The following is a 17,645-nucleotide window of genomic DNA, read 5'->3' on the forward strand; positions in this document are numbered from 1 at the left end:
TGGCAGCAGCAGCCGCCTTCGATTTTGTTGTCCTCACAAACACATGATCAACAGGCGGCTGCGTCCACGTTGCACGCCCCCACCACATCCCGGCAGGTCAGACCGCCAATGGCGGCTGCCGTACTAGATGAAAGGAAGGGCCCCTTATTAACGCCTGGTGTAGAGAAAGGGCCCCTTATTAACAGCGGTGCGGTGGTGGGCCGGCCGCTCGGTCCGCGGCGACGTGCCGTGCCGCAGAACGGGCGGGCTACAGCGGCAGGCGGTCGGCGCCGGCGAGCGGGCCGACCACGAGCGGCACCAGCGGGGCCGGCAGCACCGGGCCGTGGCGCAGCGCCGGAGCCCAGCCGGCGTCGGGCGACAGGTCGGGATCGCGTACGGCGTTGTACGCGGCCACCAGGTCGACCGGACGCGCCGCCCCGCCCGCCGGCCTGACCCAGTTGCCCCGGGTGGTGATCGCGGTGCCGCCCCAGTCGTAGAGCAGATCGGCGGCGCCGATGCCGGCACCGAGGGTGAAGTGGTTGTTCTCGGCGTACACGGCGGACTGCACGCCGACGCCGATGGCGTACTCGAAGCCCTCGCCGCCGAGCCGGTAGGCGTTGTTGTAGACGTCGACCTGGCCGAAGCGGACCCGGGGCAGCCGCTGTAGCGACCGGTCGAACAGGTTGTGGTGCAGGGTGACCTTGAGCCGGTCGACGTCCGGCCCGACGGTGTTGGAGGAGCCGATCAGCATCAGCTTGTCCCGCCCGTCGAACCGGTTCCAGGAGGCGGTGACCAGGCTGGCGGTGTGGGTGATGTCCAGCGACCCGTCGTGCACCTGGTAGGGGCGGCCGAAGTAGCTCGGCTGGGCACGGTCGGGGTTGGTGCCGTCGGTGAAGGTGTTGTGGTCGATCCAGACGTTCTCGCTGCGGCGTACCGAGACCTGGTCGTACTGCGAGTTCCAGTTGCCGGTCTCACCGTCGGTGGGGGACCAGGCCGGGAAGCAGTCCCGGGCGTCGTCGAAGGTGATGTTGCGGACGATGACGTTCGAGACCCGGTCGATCATCAGGGTCAGGCCGGTCAGCCGTGCGCCGCGCAGCCCGACGATGGTGGTGTTCGAGCCGACGTTGACCTGGGTGTGCCGGGTCTGGTTGGTCACCGACCGTACCCGCGCCTCCTCCAGCGCCCCGGTGGGCGCCGTTCGACCCCACACCGCCGGGTCGTACGCGGCCAGGTAGGCGTCGAGCGAGTACCCGGGATCGGCCAGCTGCGTGCAGTCGAGCAGTCGGCCGTCGGCTCCCTCGAACCCGTCGATCGTGCCCTTGACGTACACAATTTTGGGGTTGTCCCCACCGAGCGCGGCGACCAGCTCGGCGCGGCTGGTGACCACATGGACCTGGTCGGCGGTGGCCACCGCGCCGCCGGTGGTGCCCGGCCCGGCGGCGGCCCAGCCGTCGCCGGTCGGCAGGGGCTGCCGGGCGAACTGCCGGGCCAGCGGGGACAACACCGCTGGGGCCAACGCCGCCGGGGACAACGCCGCCGGGCCGCCTGCGCCGGTCGGCGGGTGGACCGCTGCCGGGGCGGGAGCAACGGTCAGGGTGAGCGTGATCAATGCCGCGCCCACAGCGATTGTACGCATTGACTCGTACCGTTCCTTCGTCGTGTTTCTCGTTTGTCACGAAGGCTACGGTTATTGTTTGATCCAGGTCAATATAAAGGATGTGCAGCTTTGTTGCAGTAATTCATTTCGGCCGGGATTTGCCCGACCTTTTCGGGTCGGGAACCGCTGTTCATCGCGTTGGCGTCGGTCACGGGTCGACCGGTTGTTTGCAGTGGCTTTGCGGCGTCTCCTATTCCGTCGTCTCCGGTAGCGGGAATAGCGGGGGCGTCACCGCCCGCCACGGTCGGACCGCCCATCGCACGCCCGCCTCCGACGGCAGCACGCCATTCTCGGCGGCCCGCCGCAGCACGGCGTTGACGCCTCGGACGCGCAGCACCCGGTGCGGGCCCGCGCCGACGGCGTCGACCAGGTCGCCGTCGAGCAGGATGGGGTCGGGCGCCGCCCGCAGGGCGGTCAGTACGGCGGTGAAGGCAGCGGTACGGGCCAGGGGAGCGATCAGCGGCACCCCGGGATCGGCTCGGTGGTCCAGCAGGTTCTCCAGCAGTCCCCGGCGACCCGGCACCTCGCGGGCAGCGCCGCCGCCGGGCAGCAGCAGCCGATCGGTCGGGTACTCCAGCACGGCCCGGCCGGCGTCGCCGGTGACGATCACCTCTCCCGGGATGAAGTCCTCCCCGGCGAGCGTCACCGCGGCCACGATCGGCGGACCGTGGCGCGGCCGCACCCGCAGCACCGCCGTGTCGTCGACCTCGATCGGGCGGACCCGGTACCGCTCCACCTCGATGGCGGCCGGCTCGACCGGTTCGCCCGCGACCGCCTCGGCCACCGCCAGGCACTGCATCACCGCGTGCGCCAGCGGGTTGGCCAGCGCGCCGTCGAGCACCGGGCGGCCGTCGAGGAGGCGCCGCCCGGCCCATGGGGCCCGGGCGTAGTAGGCGTCCGGACGCTGCCAGGCGGCGACGGTGGCGATCCCGGTGACCGTACCCAGCCGGCCCGTCACCACCGCGTCGGTCAACGCGGTCAGCGCCGCCGAGCCGAGCGCCTGGAAACCGACCTGGGCCACCCGGCCGGTGGCGGCCAACAACCCGGCCAGTTCCTCGTGCTCGGCGGTGCAGAGCACCGGTGGCTTCTCCAGCAGCAGGTCAGCGCCGGCGGTCACCGCGTCGCGGGCGATCGGCAGGTGGGTGTGCGGCGGGGTGCAGATCACCACCACGTCCGGCGCGACCTCGGCGAGCATCGCACGGTGATCGGTGAAGATCCGCGTACCGGTCGGCACCGGTGCGGCGGGATCCGGCTCGATCGGCCGGGTGTCCACCAGCGCGGCCAGCCGCAACCGCCCCGCGTCGTGCAGCGGGCCGATCACCCGCCGATGCCAGCGGCCGTGCCCGTTCGCCCCGACCAGCGCCACCCGCGGCCTGCCCGCGGTGCCCGGCGCGTTAGGCGTGCTCGCGGTGCCCGGCGCGGTAGGCGTGCCCGGCGTGCCCGGCGCGGTAGGCGTGCCCGGCGTGCCCGGTGCGGTAGGCGTGTTAATAAGGGGCCCTTCCTCTGCACCAGGCGTTAATAAGGGGCCCTTCCTTGCACTCATGCCGCACCGGCCAGGGTGGGGGGGACGCCGTGGTGGGTGAGGTCGGTGAGCCAGGCGGTGACGTCGGTGCGGAGTTGGGCGTCCGCGGCTGTCTCGGGTGGGACGATCTCGTCGAGGGCGAGGACCGCGTCGACGGCGCCGGCCGGGGTGGGCGGCACCGCGGCCAGGGCGGTGCGGATGCGGTCGGCGAGGGGGTCGTCCAGGGGGAGGGGGCGGCCGTCGTCGGCGCTGCCCTGGGCGAACCGGATCCAGGCGGCGAGCACCAGCGCGGCCCAGCGCGCCGGGCGACCGGCCGCGCGCAGGTCGGCGATGGTGTGCAGGATCCGCTGCGGCAGTTTCTGCGACCCGTCCATCGCCACCTGCAACGTGCGGTGCCGGATCGCCGGATTGCCGAAGCGGGCCAGCACCTGCTCGCCGTAGTCGACCACGTCGACGCCGTCGGGCGGGGTGAAGCTGGCCGCCACGTCCTCGGCGAGCAGCCGGCGCAGCACGGTGGCCAGGTGCGGCAGGGCGAGGGCGTCGGCGATGGTCTCGCACCCGGCGAGCGCGCCGAGGTAGGCGGCGGCCGAGTGCACCCCGTTGAGCGCGCGCAGCTTCAGCCGCTCCCACGGCCCGGCGTCGACGCAGAGCACCGCGCCGGCCCGCTCCCAGGCGGGTCGGCCGCCGGGGAAGTCGTCCTCGATCACCCACTGGGTGTACGGCTCGGCCGCCACCGCGGCCAGGTCCTCGACGCCGAGCGCGTGGCGGGCCGCCGCCAGGGTGTCCGGGGTGCTGGCCGGGACGATCCGGTCCACCATGGTGCCCGGGAACCCGACCTGGGCGTCGACCCAGTCGACCACCGCCTGCGGCGTGCCCGCGTACGCCAGGGCCTGGCTGACCAGGCCGCGTAGCCGGCGACCGTTGGCGGGCAGGTTGTCGCAGCTGACCAGCGAGATCGGCCCGGCGTCGGCGGCGTGCCGGGCCAGCAGGCCGCGCACCAGCAGCCCCGGCACGGTGGCCGGCGGCCGGTCGGTGGTCAGGTCGGCGACCAGCGCCGGATCCGGACGCAGCGTGCCACCGGCCGGGTCGAGTTGGTACGCCTTCTCGGTCACCGTCAGCGTGACCACCCGGATCGCCGGGTCGGCCAGCAGCGCCACCACCGCGCGCGGGTCGGCGGCGGCCAGCCGGACGTCGGCCAACGCCCCGACCACCCGGGTGTGCCGGTCGGCAGCCGACAGGGTGCTCACGCTGAACAGGTTGTCCTGCGCGGCCAGGATCCGCACCAGGTCGGCGTTGCGCGGGGCGACGCCGACGATGCCCCAGTCGCCGCCGGCCAGGGCCATCGCCTGCTCGGTGTAGACGGCCTGATGGGCGCGGTGGAACGCGCCGAGCCCCAGGTGCAGCACGCCGGCGGCCACGGTGCCGGGCCGGACCAGTGGGCGGGCGTCGATCGGCAGCCGGCGCAGCGCGCCGAGGTCGAGCCGGGACGCGCCCACGGTCACCGCCACGTCGGGCCGTCCGGGAAGCGGAAGGTGGCGATCGACTCGGGGTGCATGGTGGCGCTGTAGCCCGGCGCGGTCGGCAGCAGGTACCGCCCGCCGCGGGTGCGGACCGGGTCGACGAAGTGCTCGTGCAGGTGGTCGACGTACTCCACCATCCGGCCGTCCAGGCTGGTGCCGACGCGCAGGTAGTCGAAGATCGCCAGGTGCTGGACGTACTCGCAGAGCCCGACCCCACCGGCGTGCGGGCAGATCGGCACGCCGAACCTGGCGGCCAGCAGGATCTCGGCGAGCACCTCGTTGACGCCGCCGACCCGGCAGGCGTCGATCTGCATCACGCCGATCGCCTCGGCCTGGAGCAACTGCTTGAAGATGACCTTGTTGGCGGCCACCTCGCCGGTGGCGACCCGGCACCGGCCACCGGTCAGCTCGGTGACCGCGCGGGCGATGCGGGCGTGGCCGAGGATGTCGTCGGCGTGCGTCGGCTCCTCGATCCAGTACGGATCGACCTCGGCCAGCGCGGCCATGTTGGTGATCGCCTCGTCGACGTCCCACACCTGGTTGGCGTCCATCATCAGCAGCGCGTCCGGGCCGATCTCGGCGCGGATGATGCGGGCCCGGCGCAGGTCGTCGGCGGGCGGTCCGCCGACCTTCATCTTCATCGCCCGCCACCCGGCCGCGTACGCCGCCCGGGTCAGCGCCCGGACCTTGTCGTCCGGGTAGCCGAGCCAGCCGACCGATGTGGTGTACGAAGGGAAACCACTCTCCTCGAGCACCGCGAGCCGTTCCACCCCTCCGACTAATCCCTTGTCGAGCAGGGCGGCGGCCTCGTCGGGGGTGAGCGCGTCGCTGATGTGCTTGAAGTCGACGTTGGCGACCAGTTCGTCGGTGGGCAGCTCGGCGAGGTAGCGCCACATCGGCTTGCCGGCGAGCTTGGCCCGCAGGTCCCACACCGCGTTGACCAGCGCGCCGGTGGCCATGTGGATGACCCCCTTCTCCGGGCCTAGCCAGCGCAGCTGCACGTCGGCGACGAGCGAGCGCCAGAAGGCCACCGGCTCGGCGGTGATCTCGGCGACGGTGCGGCCGACGACGTGGTGGGCGAGGGCGCGTACGGCGGCACAGGTGATCTCGTTGCCGCGGCCGTTGGTGAAGGTGAACCCGGCACCGGTCGGCCCGCCGTCGGTGCTCAGCTCCACATAGGTGGCCGAGTAGTCGCCCCGGTTGATCGCGTCGGAGCCGTCGCCGCTGGCGGCGGTGGGGAACCGCACGTCGTGCACGGTTACGTCGGTGATGGTGGTCATGCGCTCGCTCCGAACTTGAAGACCCGCTTGGGCAGCCGGTACGCCAGGTCGACGATGGTCTCGGCGGCCTCGTCCATGGGCAGCCGGTGCTCGGCGACGAGCCGGGCCAGGAAGCCGGCGTCGACGCGGCGCGCCACGTCGTGCCGGACCGGGATGGAGCAGAACGCGCGGGTGTCGTCGACGAACCCGGCGGTGTTGTAGAAGCCGGCGGTCTCGGTGACGGTCTCCCGGAACCGGCGCAGCACCTCGGGGGAGTCCAAAAACCACCAGGGCGCGCCGAGCAGCAGGGCGGCGTATCCGCCCGCGAGGGGCGCCAGCTCGCGGGTGAAGGTGTCCTCGTCGAGGGTGTAGAGCACCACCCGTAGCCGGGGGTCGTTGCCGTACGCGTCCAGCAGCGGGGTCAGGGCGTGCACGTATTCGGTGACCTGCGGGACGTCGCCGCCGACGTCGCGGCCGTGCCGGGCGTACAGCCACCGGTTGTGGTTGCGCACCGCGCCGGGGTGCAGCTGCATGACCAGCCCGTCGTCGAGCGACATCCGGGCGAACTCCAGCAGCATGTGCGCCCCGAACGCCTCGGTGTCGCCCGGCTCGGCCCGGCCCCGGCGGGCCCGGTCGAACAGCGCCGCCGCGTCCGCGCCGAGGTCGAGGGTGCGGGCGGTGCGGTGCCCGTGGTCGGAGGAGGTGGCGCCGGCGGCGATGAACGCCTCCCGGCGCGACCGCAGGGCGGCCAGGTAGCCGGCGTACGTGCCGGTGTCCTCGCCGGTGATCTCGCCGAGCCGGTCGACGTTGGCCGACCAGTCCTCGAACTCCAGGTCCACCACGTTGTCCGGGCGGAAGGTGGTGACCACCCGCCCGCCGGGCCCGCCCCAGCCGTCGGCGGCGAGCTTGGCGTGCCGGCCCAGGTCGTCCAGGGGCGACTCGGTGGTGGCGAGCACCTCGATGTTGAACCGTTCGAACAGTGCCCGGGGCCGGAAGTCGGGCTCGGCGAGCCTGGCGGCGAGCGCGTCGTACATCTCGTCGGCGGTCTGCGGCGACAGCCGGGTGTCGACGGCGAAGACCTCGGTGAAGGTCTGCTCCAGCCAGAGCCGCGACGGGGTGCCCCGGAACAGGTGCCAGTGCTCGGCGAAGCGCCGCCAGATCCTGCGTCCGTCGGTTTCCACCGGGCTGCCGTCGCGGCTGGGCACGCCCAGCTCGCCCGGGGCGACGCCCTGGCTGAGCAGCATCCGGGTCAGGTAGTGGTCCGGCACGATGAGCAGCTGGGCGGGGTCACCGAATGGCTGGTCCTCGGCCAGCAGCGCCGGGTCGACGTGCCCGTGCGGGGAGATGATGGGCAGCCGTTCCACCAGCGCGTACAGCTCCCGGGCCAGCGCGCGTTGGCCCGGTTCGGCGGGGAGGAGCAGGTCGGGACGGTTCGAGGTGGGCACGGGGTGCGGCTCCTGTGGTCGAGGTCAGTCGAGGGTGAGCAGGTCGGCGACCCGCACGGGTGCGCCGGTGTCGAAGGACCGGTTGGCGGCCAGGCCGGTGAGCAGGGCCAGCGCGCCGTCGCGGGCGCTGGCCGCGCGGTGCAGCGGATCCGGTACGCCGCCGAACAGCACCTGGGTCATCCGGGCATCCGCGCCGCCGTGACCGTGCCGGGTGTACCCCTCGACCTCGATGCGCTGCGGCGGCGACCAGAAGGGACGCAGGGTCAGCGTGGCTCCGCCGCCCTCGGCGGCGGCCTCGGCGCCGTGCAACGCGGCGCCCTTGAGCGCGCCGGCCGCGGCGGGGCTGACGAACTCGCTCTCGCAGACCTCCAGCTCGAGGCGACCACGACTGCCGTTGACCATCACCCGGTAGCCCTCCCACGGGGCGTACGCGGTGAGGTGGTAGGTCATGGTCGCGCCGGTGGAGTAGGTGGCCAGCACCGCCATGTCGTCCTCGATGCTCACCCCCGGGGCGAAGACGTTGCGGTCCCGGTGGTAGCCGTCGGAGCGTTCGGCGTCCAGGTACAGCTCGCGCAGCCGGGGGTGCTCGGCCAGGTGCAGCGCGAACGGGTCGTCGTCGGCGGCGGGGGCATCGTGCGCTCGCTCGTAGTCGCGGGCGTAGCCGTGCCGGCGACCGTTTTCGCCGTAGAAGAACAGCCGGCCGGCGGCGTACACTTGCACGGGTGTGGCGTCCAGCCACCAGTTGACCAGGTCGAAGTGGTGGCTGGCCTTGTGCACCATCAGCCCGCCGGAGCTGGCCTTGTCGCGGTGCCAGCGGCGGAAGTAGTCGGCGCCGTGGCGCACGTCGAGCAGCCACTCGAAGTGCACCGAACCGATCTCGCCGACCGCGCCCTCGGCGAGCAGCCGCCGCACCTGCTCGTGCAGCGGGTTGTAGCGGTAGTTGAAGGCCACGGTCACCCGTCGGCCGGTGCGCCGTACCGCGTCGAGGATGCGTTGGCAGCGCGGCGCGTCGGTGGTCATCGGCTTCTCGGTGACCACGTCGCAGCCGGCATCCAGCGCGGCCACCACGTACTCGTCGTGGGTGACGTCCACCGAGGTCACCAGGACCATGTCGACTCGTTCCTTGGCCAGCATGGCGGCGAAGTCACGTGCGTGGTACGTCGGCACCGGCGGGTGTCCCAGCTCGCCGAGCCACCGGTTGTGGGCGTCCATCCGCACCTGGTTGACGTCGGCGAACGCGACCAGTTCGGCGGTGTCGGCGTGGTCGCGGACCAGTGCCCGGACGAACATCTCGGCGCGGGCGCCGGTGCCGACGACGGCGTGCCGGGCCGGCCGGCCGGGTTGCGGTGACACGGACCGATCCTCCTCGATCTCTTTGCAAACCTTTGCAGTGAAGTAACCACGATCGATCCCTGCCCGTCAATACGGCGACGTGGATCCGCGCCGTATGTCCAAATTGGTGCCCGTTGGCGGCCGGAAGGGGTAGCGGTGTCGCAACACAGCTGTGACCAACCGCCGTTGACAGTGGAGCAACCGTTTGCATTAATTGGCGGCACCGTGACCGCCGACACATCGACGAAGGGGGCCTGGATGCCAGTCACCATCCGGGACGTGGCACGGGCCTCCGGCGTGCACATCTCCACCGTCTCCCGCACCTTCTCCGCGCCGCACCTGGTGAACCCGGAGACCCGGGTGCGGGTGCTGGCATGCGCCGAGGATCTGGGCTACCGGCCCAACCGGGCCGCCCGGGCGCTGATCACCGGGCGTACGCACAACATCGGGCTGATCATCGCGGACATCGCGAACCCGTTCTTCCCGCCACTGATCAAGGCGGCGGAGAGCCAGGCCCGCCACCGCGACTACCACGTCTTCGTGGCCGACACCAACGAGGACGCCGCCGCCGAGGAGGAACTGGTCCACGCGCTGGCCAAGCAGGTCGACGGGGTGCTGCTGTGCAGCCCCCGGATGAGCAACAGCCTGATCGAGCAGCTCAGCCGGGAAGTCCCGCTGGTGGTGGTCAACCGCCAGTTGGCCGGCCTACCGTGCGTCCTGATGGACGTCGGGCAGGGCGCCCGGTCGGCCATCGAGCACCTGGCCGGGCTGGGGCACCGGGAGATCGCCCTGCTCGCCGGGCCACGCGGCTCCTGGACCAGCCGGGAGCTGCGGCGGGCCGCCGGCGCGGCGGCGCGGGCCGCCGGGGCCGAGCTGACCGTGCTCGGCCCGAACCCACCCACCGAGGCCGGCGGCCTGGCCCAGGCGGAGCAGGTCCGTCGCGCTGGCGTCACCGCCGTGCTCGCCTACAACGACCTGATGGCGATCGGCCTGCTCGAAGGGCTCGACGCGCTCGGGGTCCGGGTGCCGCAGGAGGTCAGTGTCGTCGGGGTCGACGACATCACCCTGAGCCGGCTCACCCGACCCAAACTGACGACGGTGGCCACGCCGACCGCGGCCGCCGGCCGGACGGCCGTCGACATGCTGCTGCAACACGACACCGAGTTCCCGCGCACCGGGCGGGGAGGCGGTGCCGCCGTGGCGGTCGGCGCCCGTCGTACCACCGCACAGGTAATGCTCCAGACCGAGTTGGTCATCCGCGACTCCACCGCGCCGGGCCCCTACGCCGGCCGGGACGGTCCCGGTGCCACTGCCGCAGGCCCGGGCCCGCATCGCCGTGCGGACCCGGGCACCCCGAGCGTGGTCGCCGGTGACGTCGTCGCCTCCTAACGCCAAGGAGTGAGCGCAATGCACCCCGCAACCCCCACCAGCGTCCCCGACGGGCGCACCTACCGTACCCCCCTGTTGCGCCGCCGATTCCTGCGCGGCCTGCTCGCCGCCGCGGTGGCTCTGCCGCTGGTCGGCGCGGCCGCGGCCTGCGGCGACGACGCCGCGTCCGACGGAAAGGTCAAGCTCTCCATCTTCTGGTGGGGCGGCGAGGCCCGGGCCCAGCTCACCGAGCAGGCCCTCGACCTCTACACCAAGAAGAACCCGGACGTCACCTTCGAGAAGACCTGGCAGGCCAACCAGGGCTACTTCGACAAGCTGGCCACCCTCACCGCCGGCGGCAACCCGCCGGACATCTTCCAGATCGACGACAACTTCCTCGCCGAGTACGCCGCCCGCAACACCACGCTGGACCTCAACAAGTACCAGGACTCCGGCGACCTCGACACCAGCAAGTTCCCGCCCAGCCTGCTCCAGTACGGCGTGGTCGACGGCAAGCTCGCCGGCGTGGCCGCCGGGGAGAACACCCAGGGCCTGGTCTACAACAAGACCCTGCTGACCAAGAACGGGCTGCCCGAGCCGACCACCGGGATGAGCTGGGAGGAGCACGTCGCCTGGGCCGAACAGGTCAGCAAGAAGACCGGCGTCCCCGGCACCCAGGACCCCAGCGCCGACTACAAGGCGTTCTGGGTCTGGCTGCGCCAGCAGGGCAAGGACCTCTACGCCGGCAGCGACCTGGGCTTCACCGCCGAGGACGTGACGAGGTGGTTCGAGCTGTGGAAGGGTGCCCGCGACCGGGGCGCCACCCCGCCGCCGGACGTCATCCACGAGGGCAACGCCACCGACATCACCAAGCAGCTCGTGGTGACCGGCAAGGCCGCGACCTCCTGGGTCTGGGTGAACCAGATGCCGGAGCTGAAGAAGAACACCGCCGACGAACTGGGCGTCATCGCCTACCCCGGTGACCCGAGCGCCCAGTGGGCCCGCGCCTCGATGTACTGGTCGGTGTTCCGGGGCAGCAAGCACGCCGACATCGCGGCCGACGTGATCAACTTCCTGGTCAACGACCCGGAGGCGGTCAAGCTGCTCGGCACCGACCGGGGCCTGTCGTCCAACCTGGACCTGCGCCGGGTGGTCAGCGACGACGCCACCGACCCGGCGATGAAGCAGTCCATCGCGGTCGAGAGCGAGCTGGCCGAGAAGTTCGGCGAGTCGCCGCAGGTGCCCATCAAGGGCCACAGCAAGGTCAAGGCCGAGCTGGTCAAGGCTGGCGAGAACGCCCAGTACGGCCGGGCCACGCCCGCCGAGGCCGCCGCCCAGTTCGTCGAGGCCTCCAAGGCGGCGATCGCCTCCTGACCCGCCGCGGTACCTCGGAGAGGAGCAGTTCGTGGCCCTGACCACGGCACCCGACCCGACCCGCCGCGGCACCGGATCCGTCCGACCCCCCGCCACCCGGCGTGGGACCGGACGGATCCGGCACGGGGAAGGTCTGGCCGGCTACGTCTTCCTGTCGCCCTGGCTCATCGGCCTGATGGGCATCACGGCGATCCCCATGCTGTTGTCGCTCTACCTCAGCTTCACCAACTACGACATTCTCACCCCGTGGTCCGAGGTGGAGTGGGTCGGGCTGGCCAACTACGAGCGGATGTTCACCAGTGATCCGTCGTGGTGGCACTCGGTACGCGTGACGCTCAGCTTCGCCCTGATCGCCGTACCGTTGAAGCTGGCCGCGGCACTCGGGGTGGCCCTGCTGCTCAACCGGGCCTGGCGCGGCGTCGGGCTGTTCCGTGGCCTGTTCTACCTGCCGTCGTTGCTCGGCGGCAGCGTGGCGCTGGCCATCGTCTGGGTGAGCATGTTCAACCGCGAGGGGGCGTTCAACTCCTTCCTCGCCCTGTTCGGCATCGAGGGCAAGCCCTGGGTCAACGACCCGGACTGGGCCCTGGAGACGCTGATGGTGCTGGCCATCTGGCAGTTCGGCGCGCCGATGGTGATCTTCCTGGCCGGGCTCAAGCAGGTGCCGACCGAGCTGTACGAGGCCGCCGCGGTGGACGGGGCCAGCACGTTCCGGCAGTTCGTCAACGTGACCCTGCCGATGCTCTCCCCGGTGATCTTCTTCAACCTGGTGCTGGAGACCATCAACGGCTTCCAGGGCTTCACCGCCGCGTTCGTACTCAGCAACGGCACCGGCGGGCCGGTCGACTCGACCCTGATGTACACGCTCAACCTCTACATCACCGGCTTCACCGATCTGGAGATGGGTTATGCCTCCGCGATGGCCTGGGTCTTCCTCATCGCCATCGCGATCATCACGGTGATCTTCTTCAGCACCGGTCGGTTCTGGGTGCACTACTCCGACGGGGAGGACCGCTGATGGTGGCGAGCATCGTTGCCCCGCCCGTGGCGCGGCGCCCGCGCACCCGCTCCTGGCTGCGGCTGGTCGTCCTGCTGGTCATCGTCGCGGTCGTGCTCTACCCGCTGATCTGGATGATCGGCACCTCGGTCAAGTCGCAGCAGGAGATCGTCAACAACATCGGGCTGCTGCCGGAGCACTTCACCCCGGGAAACTACACCGACGGCTGGAGCAACTTCGACGTCAGCTTCGGTCGGTTCTTCCTCAACAGTGCGATGGTCAGCCTGCTCACCGTGGTCGGCAACGCGGTGAGCTGCCTGCTGGCCGCGTACGCCTTCGCCCGGTTGAGGTTCCGGCTGCGCAAGGTGTGGTTCGCCGTCATGATCGGCACCCTGCTGCTGCCGAGTCACGTGCTGATCGTGCCGCAGTACATCCTCTTCCGCAGCTTCGGCCTGGTCGGCGGCGACTGGCCGTACCTGCCGCTGCTGATCCCGCAGTTCCTCGCCACCGAGGCGTTCTTCGTCTTCCTCATGGTGCAGTTCATGCGGGGCATCCCGCGCGAACTGGACGAGGCGGCGCGGATCGACGGCGCCGGTGCGTTCGGCATCTTCCGGCACGTCATCCTGCCGCTGAGCCGGCCCGCGCTGGTAACCACGGCGATCTTCTCGTTCATCTGGACCTGGAACGAGTTCTTCCGGCAACTGGTCTACCTGTCCAACCTGAGCGACTACACCGTGCCGGTGGCGCTGACCCTGTTCATCGACTCGACCAGCCAGAGCGCGGTCGGCCCGATGTTCGCCATGGCGGTGCTGTCCCTGCTGCCGGTCTTCGTGTTCTTCGTCGCGTTCCAGCGGATGCTCGTCGAGGGGATCAACACCAGTGGAATCAAGGGCTGAGCAGCGCCGCGACTGGCGCGACACGGTCAGCGACGCCGCCGATCTGGCGCTGCTGGGCATCCTGACCGTGCTGGCCGCGGCACCGGTGCTGACCGCCGGCGCCGCGGTCGGCACCGCCAGCGCGGCCGTGCACGACCGGCTCACCACCGGCACCTGGCCCATCGCCCGGCGCACCCTGTCCCGGTTCGGCCGGGGCCTGCTGCCGGGCCTGCCGGTGGCCCTGCTCGGGCTCACCGCCGTCGGCCTGCTCGTCGCCGACCTGGTCGCGTTGGCCAGTGGTCGGGTGCCGGGCGGCGCGGTGGCGCTGAGCCTGACCACAGCGGTCGCGGCGGCCCTGCTCGGGTACGCCGCCGCGATCGTGGTCGAGGTGGGCCGCACCGGCGGCACCGGGTGGCGGTCGGCGGCCATCCGCGCCGCCCGCGCCTGCCTCGACCACCCCGCGACCTGGGCCGGGCTGGCCGGCACCGGTGTGGTCGCAGCGCTGCTCGGGGTGCTGGTCAGCCCGGTCGCGGTGCCGATCCTCGCCGGGTACGCGCTGGCCGCCGTGCACGCCGTCGCCCGTCGTCGGCCGGTCACCCGCACGGAGCTGTCGTGACCACCGACGCCGACGCCGCCGGCCGGGACCTGCCGCTCGACGGTACGCCAGCTGCCGGCGACGACCCGTATCTGTTCGTCGACGGGACGCCGGTCGCCCGGTACGTGCTCGCCCCCGACCTCGACGCCCGGCACGGCCCCCGGCCCTTCCTGCACCCGGTGCGTACGCTGGCCGGCGCCCCGGTCAGCGACGCGCTGCCCGCCGACCACGTCTGGCACCTCGGCGCCTCCCTGGCGGTGCAGGACGTGAACGGCACCAACCTCTGGGGCGGGCGCACCTACGTGCGCGACCTCGGCTACACCTGGCGGGCCGACCACGGCCGGATCGTGCACACCGGATGGGAGCACCGGTCGGCCGACCGGCTCGACCACCGGCTGCACTGGTGCGACCCGGCCGGCGACGTCCTGCTCACCGAGCGCCGCACCCTCACCGCCTCGCGGGTGCCCGGTCCCGGCGGCGCCTGGCGGTTGGAGGTGAGCAGCATCCTCACCGCCCCCGCCCACCGGGACGTCGTGCTGGGCAGCCCGGCCACCAACGGCCGCCCCGGCGGGGCCGGCTACGGCGGATTCTTCTGGCGGGCGGTGGCCGCCGAGCCGCCCGAGGTGTTCACCGCTTCGCTCGATGGCGAGGAGGCGGTCAACGGGTGTGCCGAGCCGTGGGTGGCGATGACCGGGCGGGCGCCGGAGGGTGGGGCGTACACCCTGGTCTTCAGCGGTCTCGGGCCGGGCGACCGGTGGTTCGTCCGGACCACGATGTATCCCGGGGTCTGTGTGGCCTTCGCCTTCGAGCAGACCACGACCATCCCCGCCGACACCAGCCGGCACAGCCACTACCGCGTCGTCGTCGCCGACGGCAGACTCGATCGCCGCACCGCCGCCATTCTGACTCAGTGACCGGGGCAGCCGTTTCGGCGGAATGGCGGTATCTGGGTGGGCGGGTGACCGCCATTCCGCCGAAACGGAGTCGGTCGTGTGTCCGTCCCCGCCTGACTAAACCCGTAGTCGGACCCGTCAGCCGGCGCCCAGGCAGACGAACGCCGCTGCGGTGGCCCGGGCGGTGCCGTCGCCGGAGGCGACGAACGCCCGCTGGGCGTCGGCGAGGGCCGGTGCCGGCTGGGCGCCGGCCCGCATCCGTCGATGCAGGTCCAGCATGAGCGCGGTGGTCGGTTCGGCCGGCACCGGCAACACCGTGGCGATCAGGCACCGGGTGCCCAGGGCCAGCAGCACCGCCGCGAAACCCATGATCTCGTCGCCGGGACGGAGGCCGGTCAGCCCCGACTCGCAGGCGGAGAGCACCACGCAGCCGGGCGGACGGGCGACGCGTTCCCACTCGTACGCGAACAGCGGCCCGCCGGCGAGCTCCAGGGTGGAGAACTGGGGATTGTCCGCGCGGAACGTGCCGTGGGCCGCGATGTGCACCATCCCGGCGCCGTCCAGGGCCGTGGTCAGCGCGTCGGCGGTGGCGTCCGCTCCGGTGAGCAGCCGGGATCCCGGCAGCACCCGGGCCAGCCGGCGGACCTCGGCCTGCCCGGCCGGCAGGCGCGGGCCGCTGGCCAGGACTGGCGGTCCGACCGCCGCCTCTCGCTGATCCGCCGCGAGCCAGACCGTGGCCGACGGGGCGACCGTGACGGCGCGACCGGCGCAGGTCGGCAACCCGGCCCAGCCGACGCCGTGCAGCACCCCGACCGGAACGATCACCAGGGCGCGGTCGGCCAGGCGTCGCCGCAACGGATCGAAGAGCTGACTGTCGAGCGCGGTGGCGGCGTGTGCGGCACCGGCCCGCGCGGCGGCCGAGTCGCCGGTGGTGATCAGCCGGCGCAGCCCGAAGCGGTGCCAGCGGGCCAGCCTCGCCGCCTCGGTGAGCGGGCCCAGGTCGTGCAGGCTGGCCCGGCCGTCGCGGACCAGCACCGCCCGGAGCCGATCGCCGTGCGCCACGAGTTCGACCAGCACACGCGGGCCGAGCCGCTCGGCCAGGGCATCCACGGTGGGCGGGGCCAGCACTCCGCTTCCTCCGGGCACCCGCCGGGCCAGGTCGCGGATGCGGTGCTCGAGTCGGGCCTGCCGGCCGCGCAGGGCACGCACCGGCCGGTCGGCCAGCACCGCGTCCCCCAGCAGACCGCTGACCATCCTCAGCTCGGCGAGGGCGGCGACCAGGTCGGGGTCGTCGGGCGGGAGTGCCGAGCGCATCCGTAGCGTGTTGGCGCGCCACCGCTCCGCCCAGGCGAGGACCCGGGCCGGTGCGCCGGCCCGGACGGCGATGTCCAGACCCTCGGCGGCCAGCTCCTGCCCGTACGCCCCGCTGTGGGCCCGCAGTTCGGTGGCGCCGAGTGACGTGCGGTGCCGGTCGAGCACGGCCAGGCCGCGACGGAGGGCGCGGGCCGCACCGGATTCGTCACCGTCCAACTGGCGCCACAGCGCCAGGGCGTACCAGCCCTGTGCCCGTCGTGGGGCGGTGCCCCGACCGCGCGTCCGGGCGGCCGTGGCGAACAGGTCCCTGGCGCGATCGGTGCGGCCCGCGGCTGCGGCCAGCAGGCCGGCGTCGATGCGGGTGATCAGCGCCGGATCTCGCCATCCGGTGGCGTCGAGCTGGTCGGCGGTCCGCACCATCGCCCTGAACAGGGCCGGCGTGCGGGTACCCCGGCGGAACTCGGCGCGTAGCTCGACGTGCCGGGCGAATGCGGCCCAGGTCCGGCGACCCTGGCGCCGGAACCGGGTCCGGGCCGCCGCCGCGGCTGCGGTCGCGGTGTCCAGGTCACCGGCGAGCAACGCGGCCCGGGCCTGGGCCAGCAGTGCCTCGGCGAGGTCGGAGGCCATCCCGCGGCGGCGCAGTTCCCGGATCGCCACGGCGGCCACCTGCACCGCCTCGTCGACCAGCGGCACCGACAGCAGCAACTCGACGCGGTCCAGCAGCAACGCCGGCCGGGGCACGGCGAGTCGCCGGTACTCCTCGCCGACGGCGGCGAAACACCGCAACGCCGCCGCGATGTCACCGCGCTGGCCGGCCGCGATACCGCCGTTCCAGCGGGCGTCGGCGGCCGCGAGGTCGAGCCCGAGTTCGCGGAAGACGGCCGCGGCCCGGGAGAGGTCGTCGGCGCCACCGGCGGTGCCCCGGTGGGCGTTGAGCAGGCCCCGGTTGTTGCGGGCCCGTGCCTCCAGCAGCAGGTCACCGTCGCGTTGGGCGATGTCGATGGCGTGGCCGTAGTCGCGCACCGCCTCGTCGTAGCGGCCGCGGTAGTGCAGCACCACCCCCCGCTGCATCCGGGCCCGCCCGGCGTCCGTGCCGGTCAGCTCGGGCAGCGCGGCGGTCACCGCCCGCAGCGCCGCCGCGGTACGGCCGGCGTTGGCCAGTACGTAACCGAGGCTCATCCGCGCCAGCGCGGCGGCCCGGGCGGTGCCGGCGGTCCGTACCGCCCGTCGCAGGTGGCGCAGCGCGCCGGGCAGATCGTTGAGCTCCCGCAGGGCCAGGCCGATGGCCCGGTGGGCGGTGGAGCGTTCGTCGTCGGCGGGTCCGGCGGCGAGCACCCGCTGGGCGGCCGTGATCGCGTCGCGCGGACAACGCTGGACGGTGTCGAGCGCCGCCTGGGCGTTCCCGGCACCGGCATCGGTGCTGTCCGGCATGGACAAAGAGTTCACCATCCATGGCGGCGCGTCAACATCGACACCGGACTCCACGTGACGGATCCGTCACTCAGCCGATTGACATTC

At 72.6% G+C, this 17,645-nt stretch carries 13 protein-coding genes; 6 read left to right on the forward strand and 7 right to left on the reverse strand.

Annotation, left to right across the window (positions count from 1 at the left end):
- Window positions 1–247: 247 nt before the first annotated feature.
- The 6 genes from IEY61_RS12485 to IEY61_RS12510 all read right to left on the reverse strand — a co-directional run bounded on the left by IEY61_RS12485 (window position 248) and on the right by IEY61_RS12510 (window position 8,735).
- Window positions 248–1,615, reverse strand: a complete 1,368-nt coding sequence (locus IEY61_RS12485) for a pectate lyase family protein (RefSeq protein WP_189043736.1) — start codon at window positions 1,613–1,615, stop codon at window positions 248–250.
- A gap of 211 nt (window positions 1,616–1,826) precedes the next feature.
- Window positions 1,827–3,002 (reverse strand): Gfo/Idh/MocA family protein, encoded by a 1,176-nt coding sequence (locus IEY61_RS12490; RefSeq protein ID WP_229705854.1) that lies wholly within the window; start codon window positions 3,000–3,002, stop codon window positions 1,827–1,829.
- A gap of 173 nt (window positions 3,003–3,175) precedes the next feature.
- Window positions 3,176–4,666: a mannitol dehydrogenase family protein gene (locus tag IEY61_RS12495; protein WP_189043740.1), complete on the reverse strand. Its 1,491-nt coding sequence runs from the start codon at window positions 4,664–4,666 to the stop codon at window positions 3,176–3,178.
- Complete coding sequence (locus IEY61_RS12500; RefSeq protein WP_189043742.1) at window positions 4,657–5,958, reverse strand: enolase C-terminal domain-like protein; 1,302 nt, start codon at window positions 5,956–5,958, stop codon at window positions 4,657–4,659. Before IEY61_RS12500 ends, IEY61_RS12495 begins: the two co-directional genes overlap by 10 nt.
- A complete protein-coding gene (gene uxaC, locus IEY61_RS12505; RefSeq protein ID WP_189043744.1) occupies window positions 5,955–7,382 on the reverse strand; it encodes a glucuronate isomerase in 1,428 nt (475 codons plus the stop codon). The genes IEY61_RS12500 and uxaC overlap by 4 nt, the downstream gene beginning before the upstream one ends.
- Window positions 7,383–7,406: 24 nt before the next feature.
- The gene (locus IEY61_RS12510; protein WP_189043746.1) at window positions 7,407–8,735 is read right to left on the reverse strand and encodes a Gfo/Idh/MocA family protein; all 1,329 of its coding nucleotides are present in this window, start codon (window positions 8,733–8,735) and stop codon (window positions 7,407–7,409) included.
- 237 nt (window positions 8,736–8,972) lie between these two features.
- Here IEY61_RS12510 and IEY61_RS12515 point away from each other — a divergent pair, with 237 nt between their 5' ends.
- The 6 genes from IEY61_RS12515 to IEY61_RS12540 are packed head-to-tail and all read left to right on the forward strand — an operon-like array spanning window position 8,973 to window position 14,834.
- Window positions 8,973–10,103, forward strand: a complete 1,131-nt coding sequence (locus IEY61_RS12515; RefSeq protein WP_189043748.1) for a LacI family DNA-binding transcriptional regulator — start codon at window positions 8,973–8,975, stop codon at window positions 10,101–10,103.
- 18 nt (window positions 10,104–10,121) lie between these two features.
- Complete coding sequence (locus IEY61_RS12520; RefSeq protein ID WP_189043749.1) at window positions 10,122–11,456, forward strand: ABC transporter substrate-binding protein; 1,335 nt, start codon at window positions 10,122–10,124, stop codon at window positions 11,454–11,456.
- Between the two features lie 31 nt (window positions 11,457–11,487).
- Window positions 11,488–12,471, forward strand: a complete 984-nt coding sequence (locus IEY61_RS12525) for a carbohydrate ABC transporter permease (protein WP_189043750.1) — start codon at window positions 11,488–11,490, stop codon at window positions 12,469–12,471.
- Window positions 12,471–13,346 (forward strand): carbohydrate ABC transporter permease, encoded by an 876-nt coding sequence (locus tag IEY61_RS12530; protein WP_189043751.1) that lies wholly within the window; start codon window positions 12,471–12,473, stop codon window positions 13,344–13,346. Before IEY61_RS12525 ends, IEY61_RS12530 begins: the two co-directional genes overlap by 1 nt.
- Entirely contained in the window at window positions 13,330–13,941 is a 612-nt protein-coding gene (locus IEY61_RS12535; protein WP_189043752.1) for a hypothetical protein, read from the forward strand. Before IEY61_RS12530 ends, IEY61_RS12535 begins: the two co-directional genes overlap by 17 nt.
- On the forward strand, window positions 13,938–14,834 hold the full coding sequence (locus IEY61_RS12540) for a DUF6807 domain-containing protein (protein ID WP_229705855.1): 897 nt from the start codon (window positions 13,938–13,940) through the stop codon (window positions 14,832–14,834). Before IEY61_RS12535 ends, IEY61_RS12540 begins: the two co-directional genes overlap by 4 nt.
- A gap of 117 nt (window positions 14,835–14,951) precedes the next feature.
- Here IEY61_RS12540 and IEY61_RS12545 read toward each other — a convergent pair whose 3' ends face one another.
- Window positions 14,952–17,558: a CHAT domain-containing protein gene (locus IEY61_RS12545; RefSeq protein ID WP_189043753.1), complete on the reverse strand. Its 2,607-nt coding sequence runs from the start codon at window positions 17,556–17,558 to the stop codon at window positions 14,952–14,954.
- Between the last annotated feature and the right edge of the window lie 87 nt (window positions 17,559–17,645).

Source organism: Micromonospora sonchi, from assembly GCF_014646235.1.
Classification (GTDB): domain Bacteria; phylum Actinomycetota; class Actinomycetes; order Mycobacteriales; family Micromonosporaceae; genus Micromonospora; species Micromonospora sonchi.

Coding starts and splice junctions, on each gene's coding strand:
- IEY61_RS12485 (WP_189043736.1), bottom strand. CDS start 1,615: ATGCGTACAATCGCTGTGGGCGCGGCATTGATCACGCTCACCCTGACC.
- IEY61_RS12500 (WP_189043742.1), bottom strand. CDS start 5,958: ATGACCACCATCACCGACGTAACCGTGCACGACGTGCGGTTCCCCACC.
- IEY61_RS12515 (WP_189043748.1), top strand. CDS start 8,973: ATGCCAGTCACCATCCGGGACGTGGCACGGGCCTCCGGCGTGCACATC.
- IEY61_RS12520 (WP_189043749.1), top strand. CDS start 10,122: ATGCACCCCGCAACCCCCACCAGCGTCCCCGACGGGCGCACCTACCGT.
- IEY61_RS12530 (WP_189043751.1), top strand. CDS start 12,471: ATGGTGGCGAGCATCGTTGCCCCGCCCGTGGCGCGGCGCCCGCGCACC.
- IEY61_RS12545 (WP_189043753.1), bottom strand. CDS start 17,558: ATGCCGGACAGCACCGATGCCGGTGCCGGGAACGCCCAGGCGGCGCTC.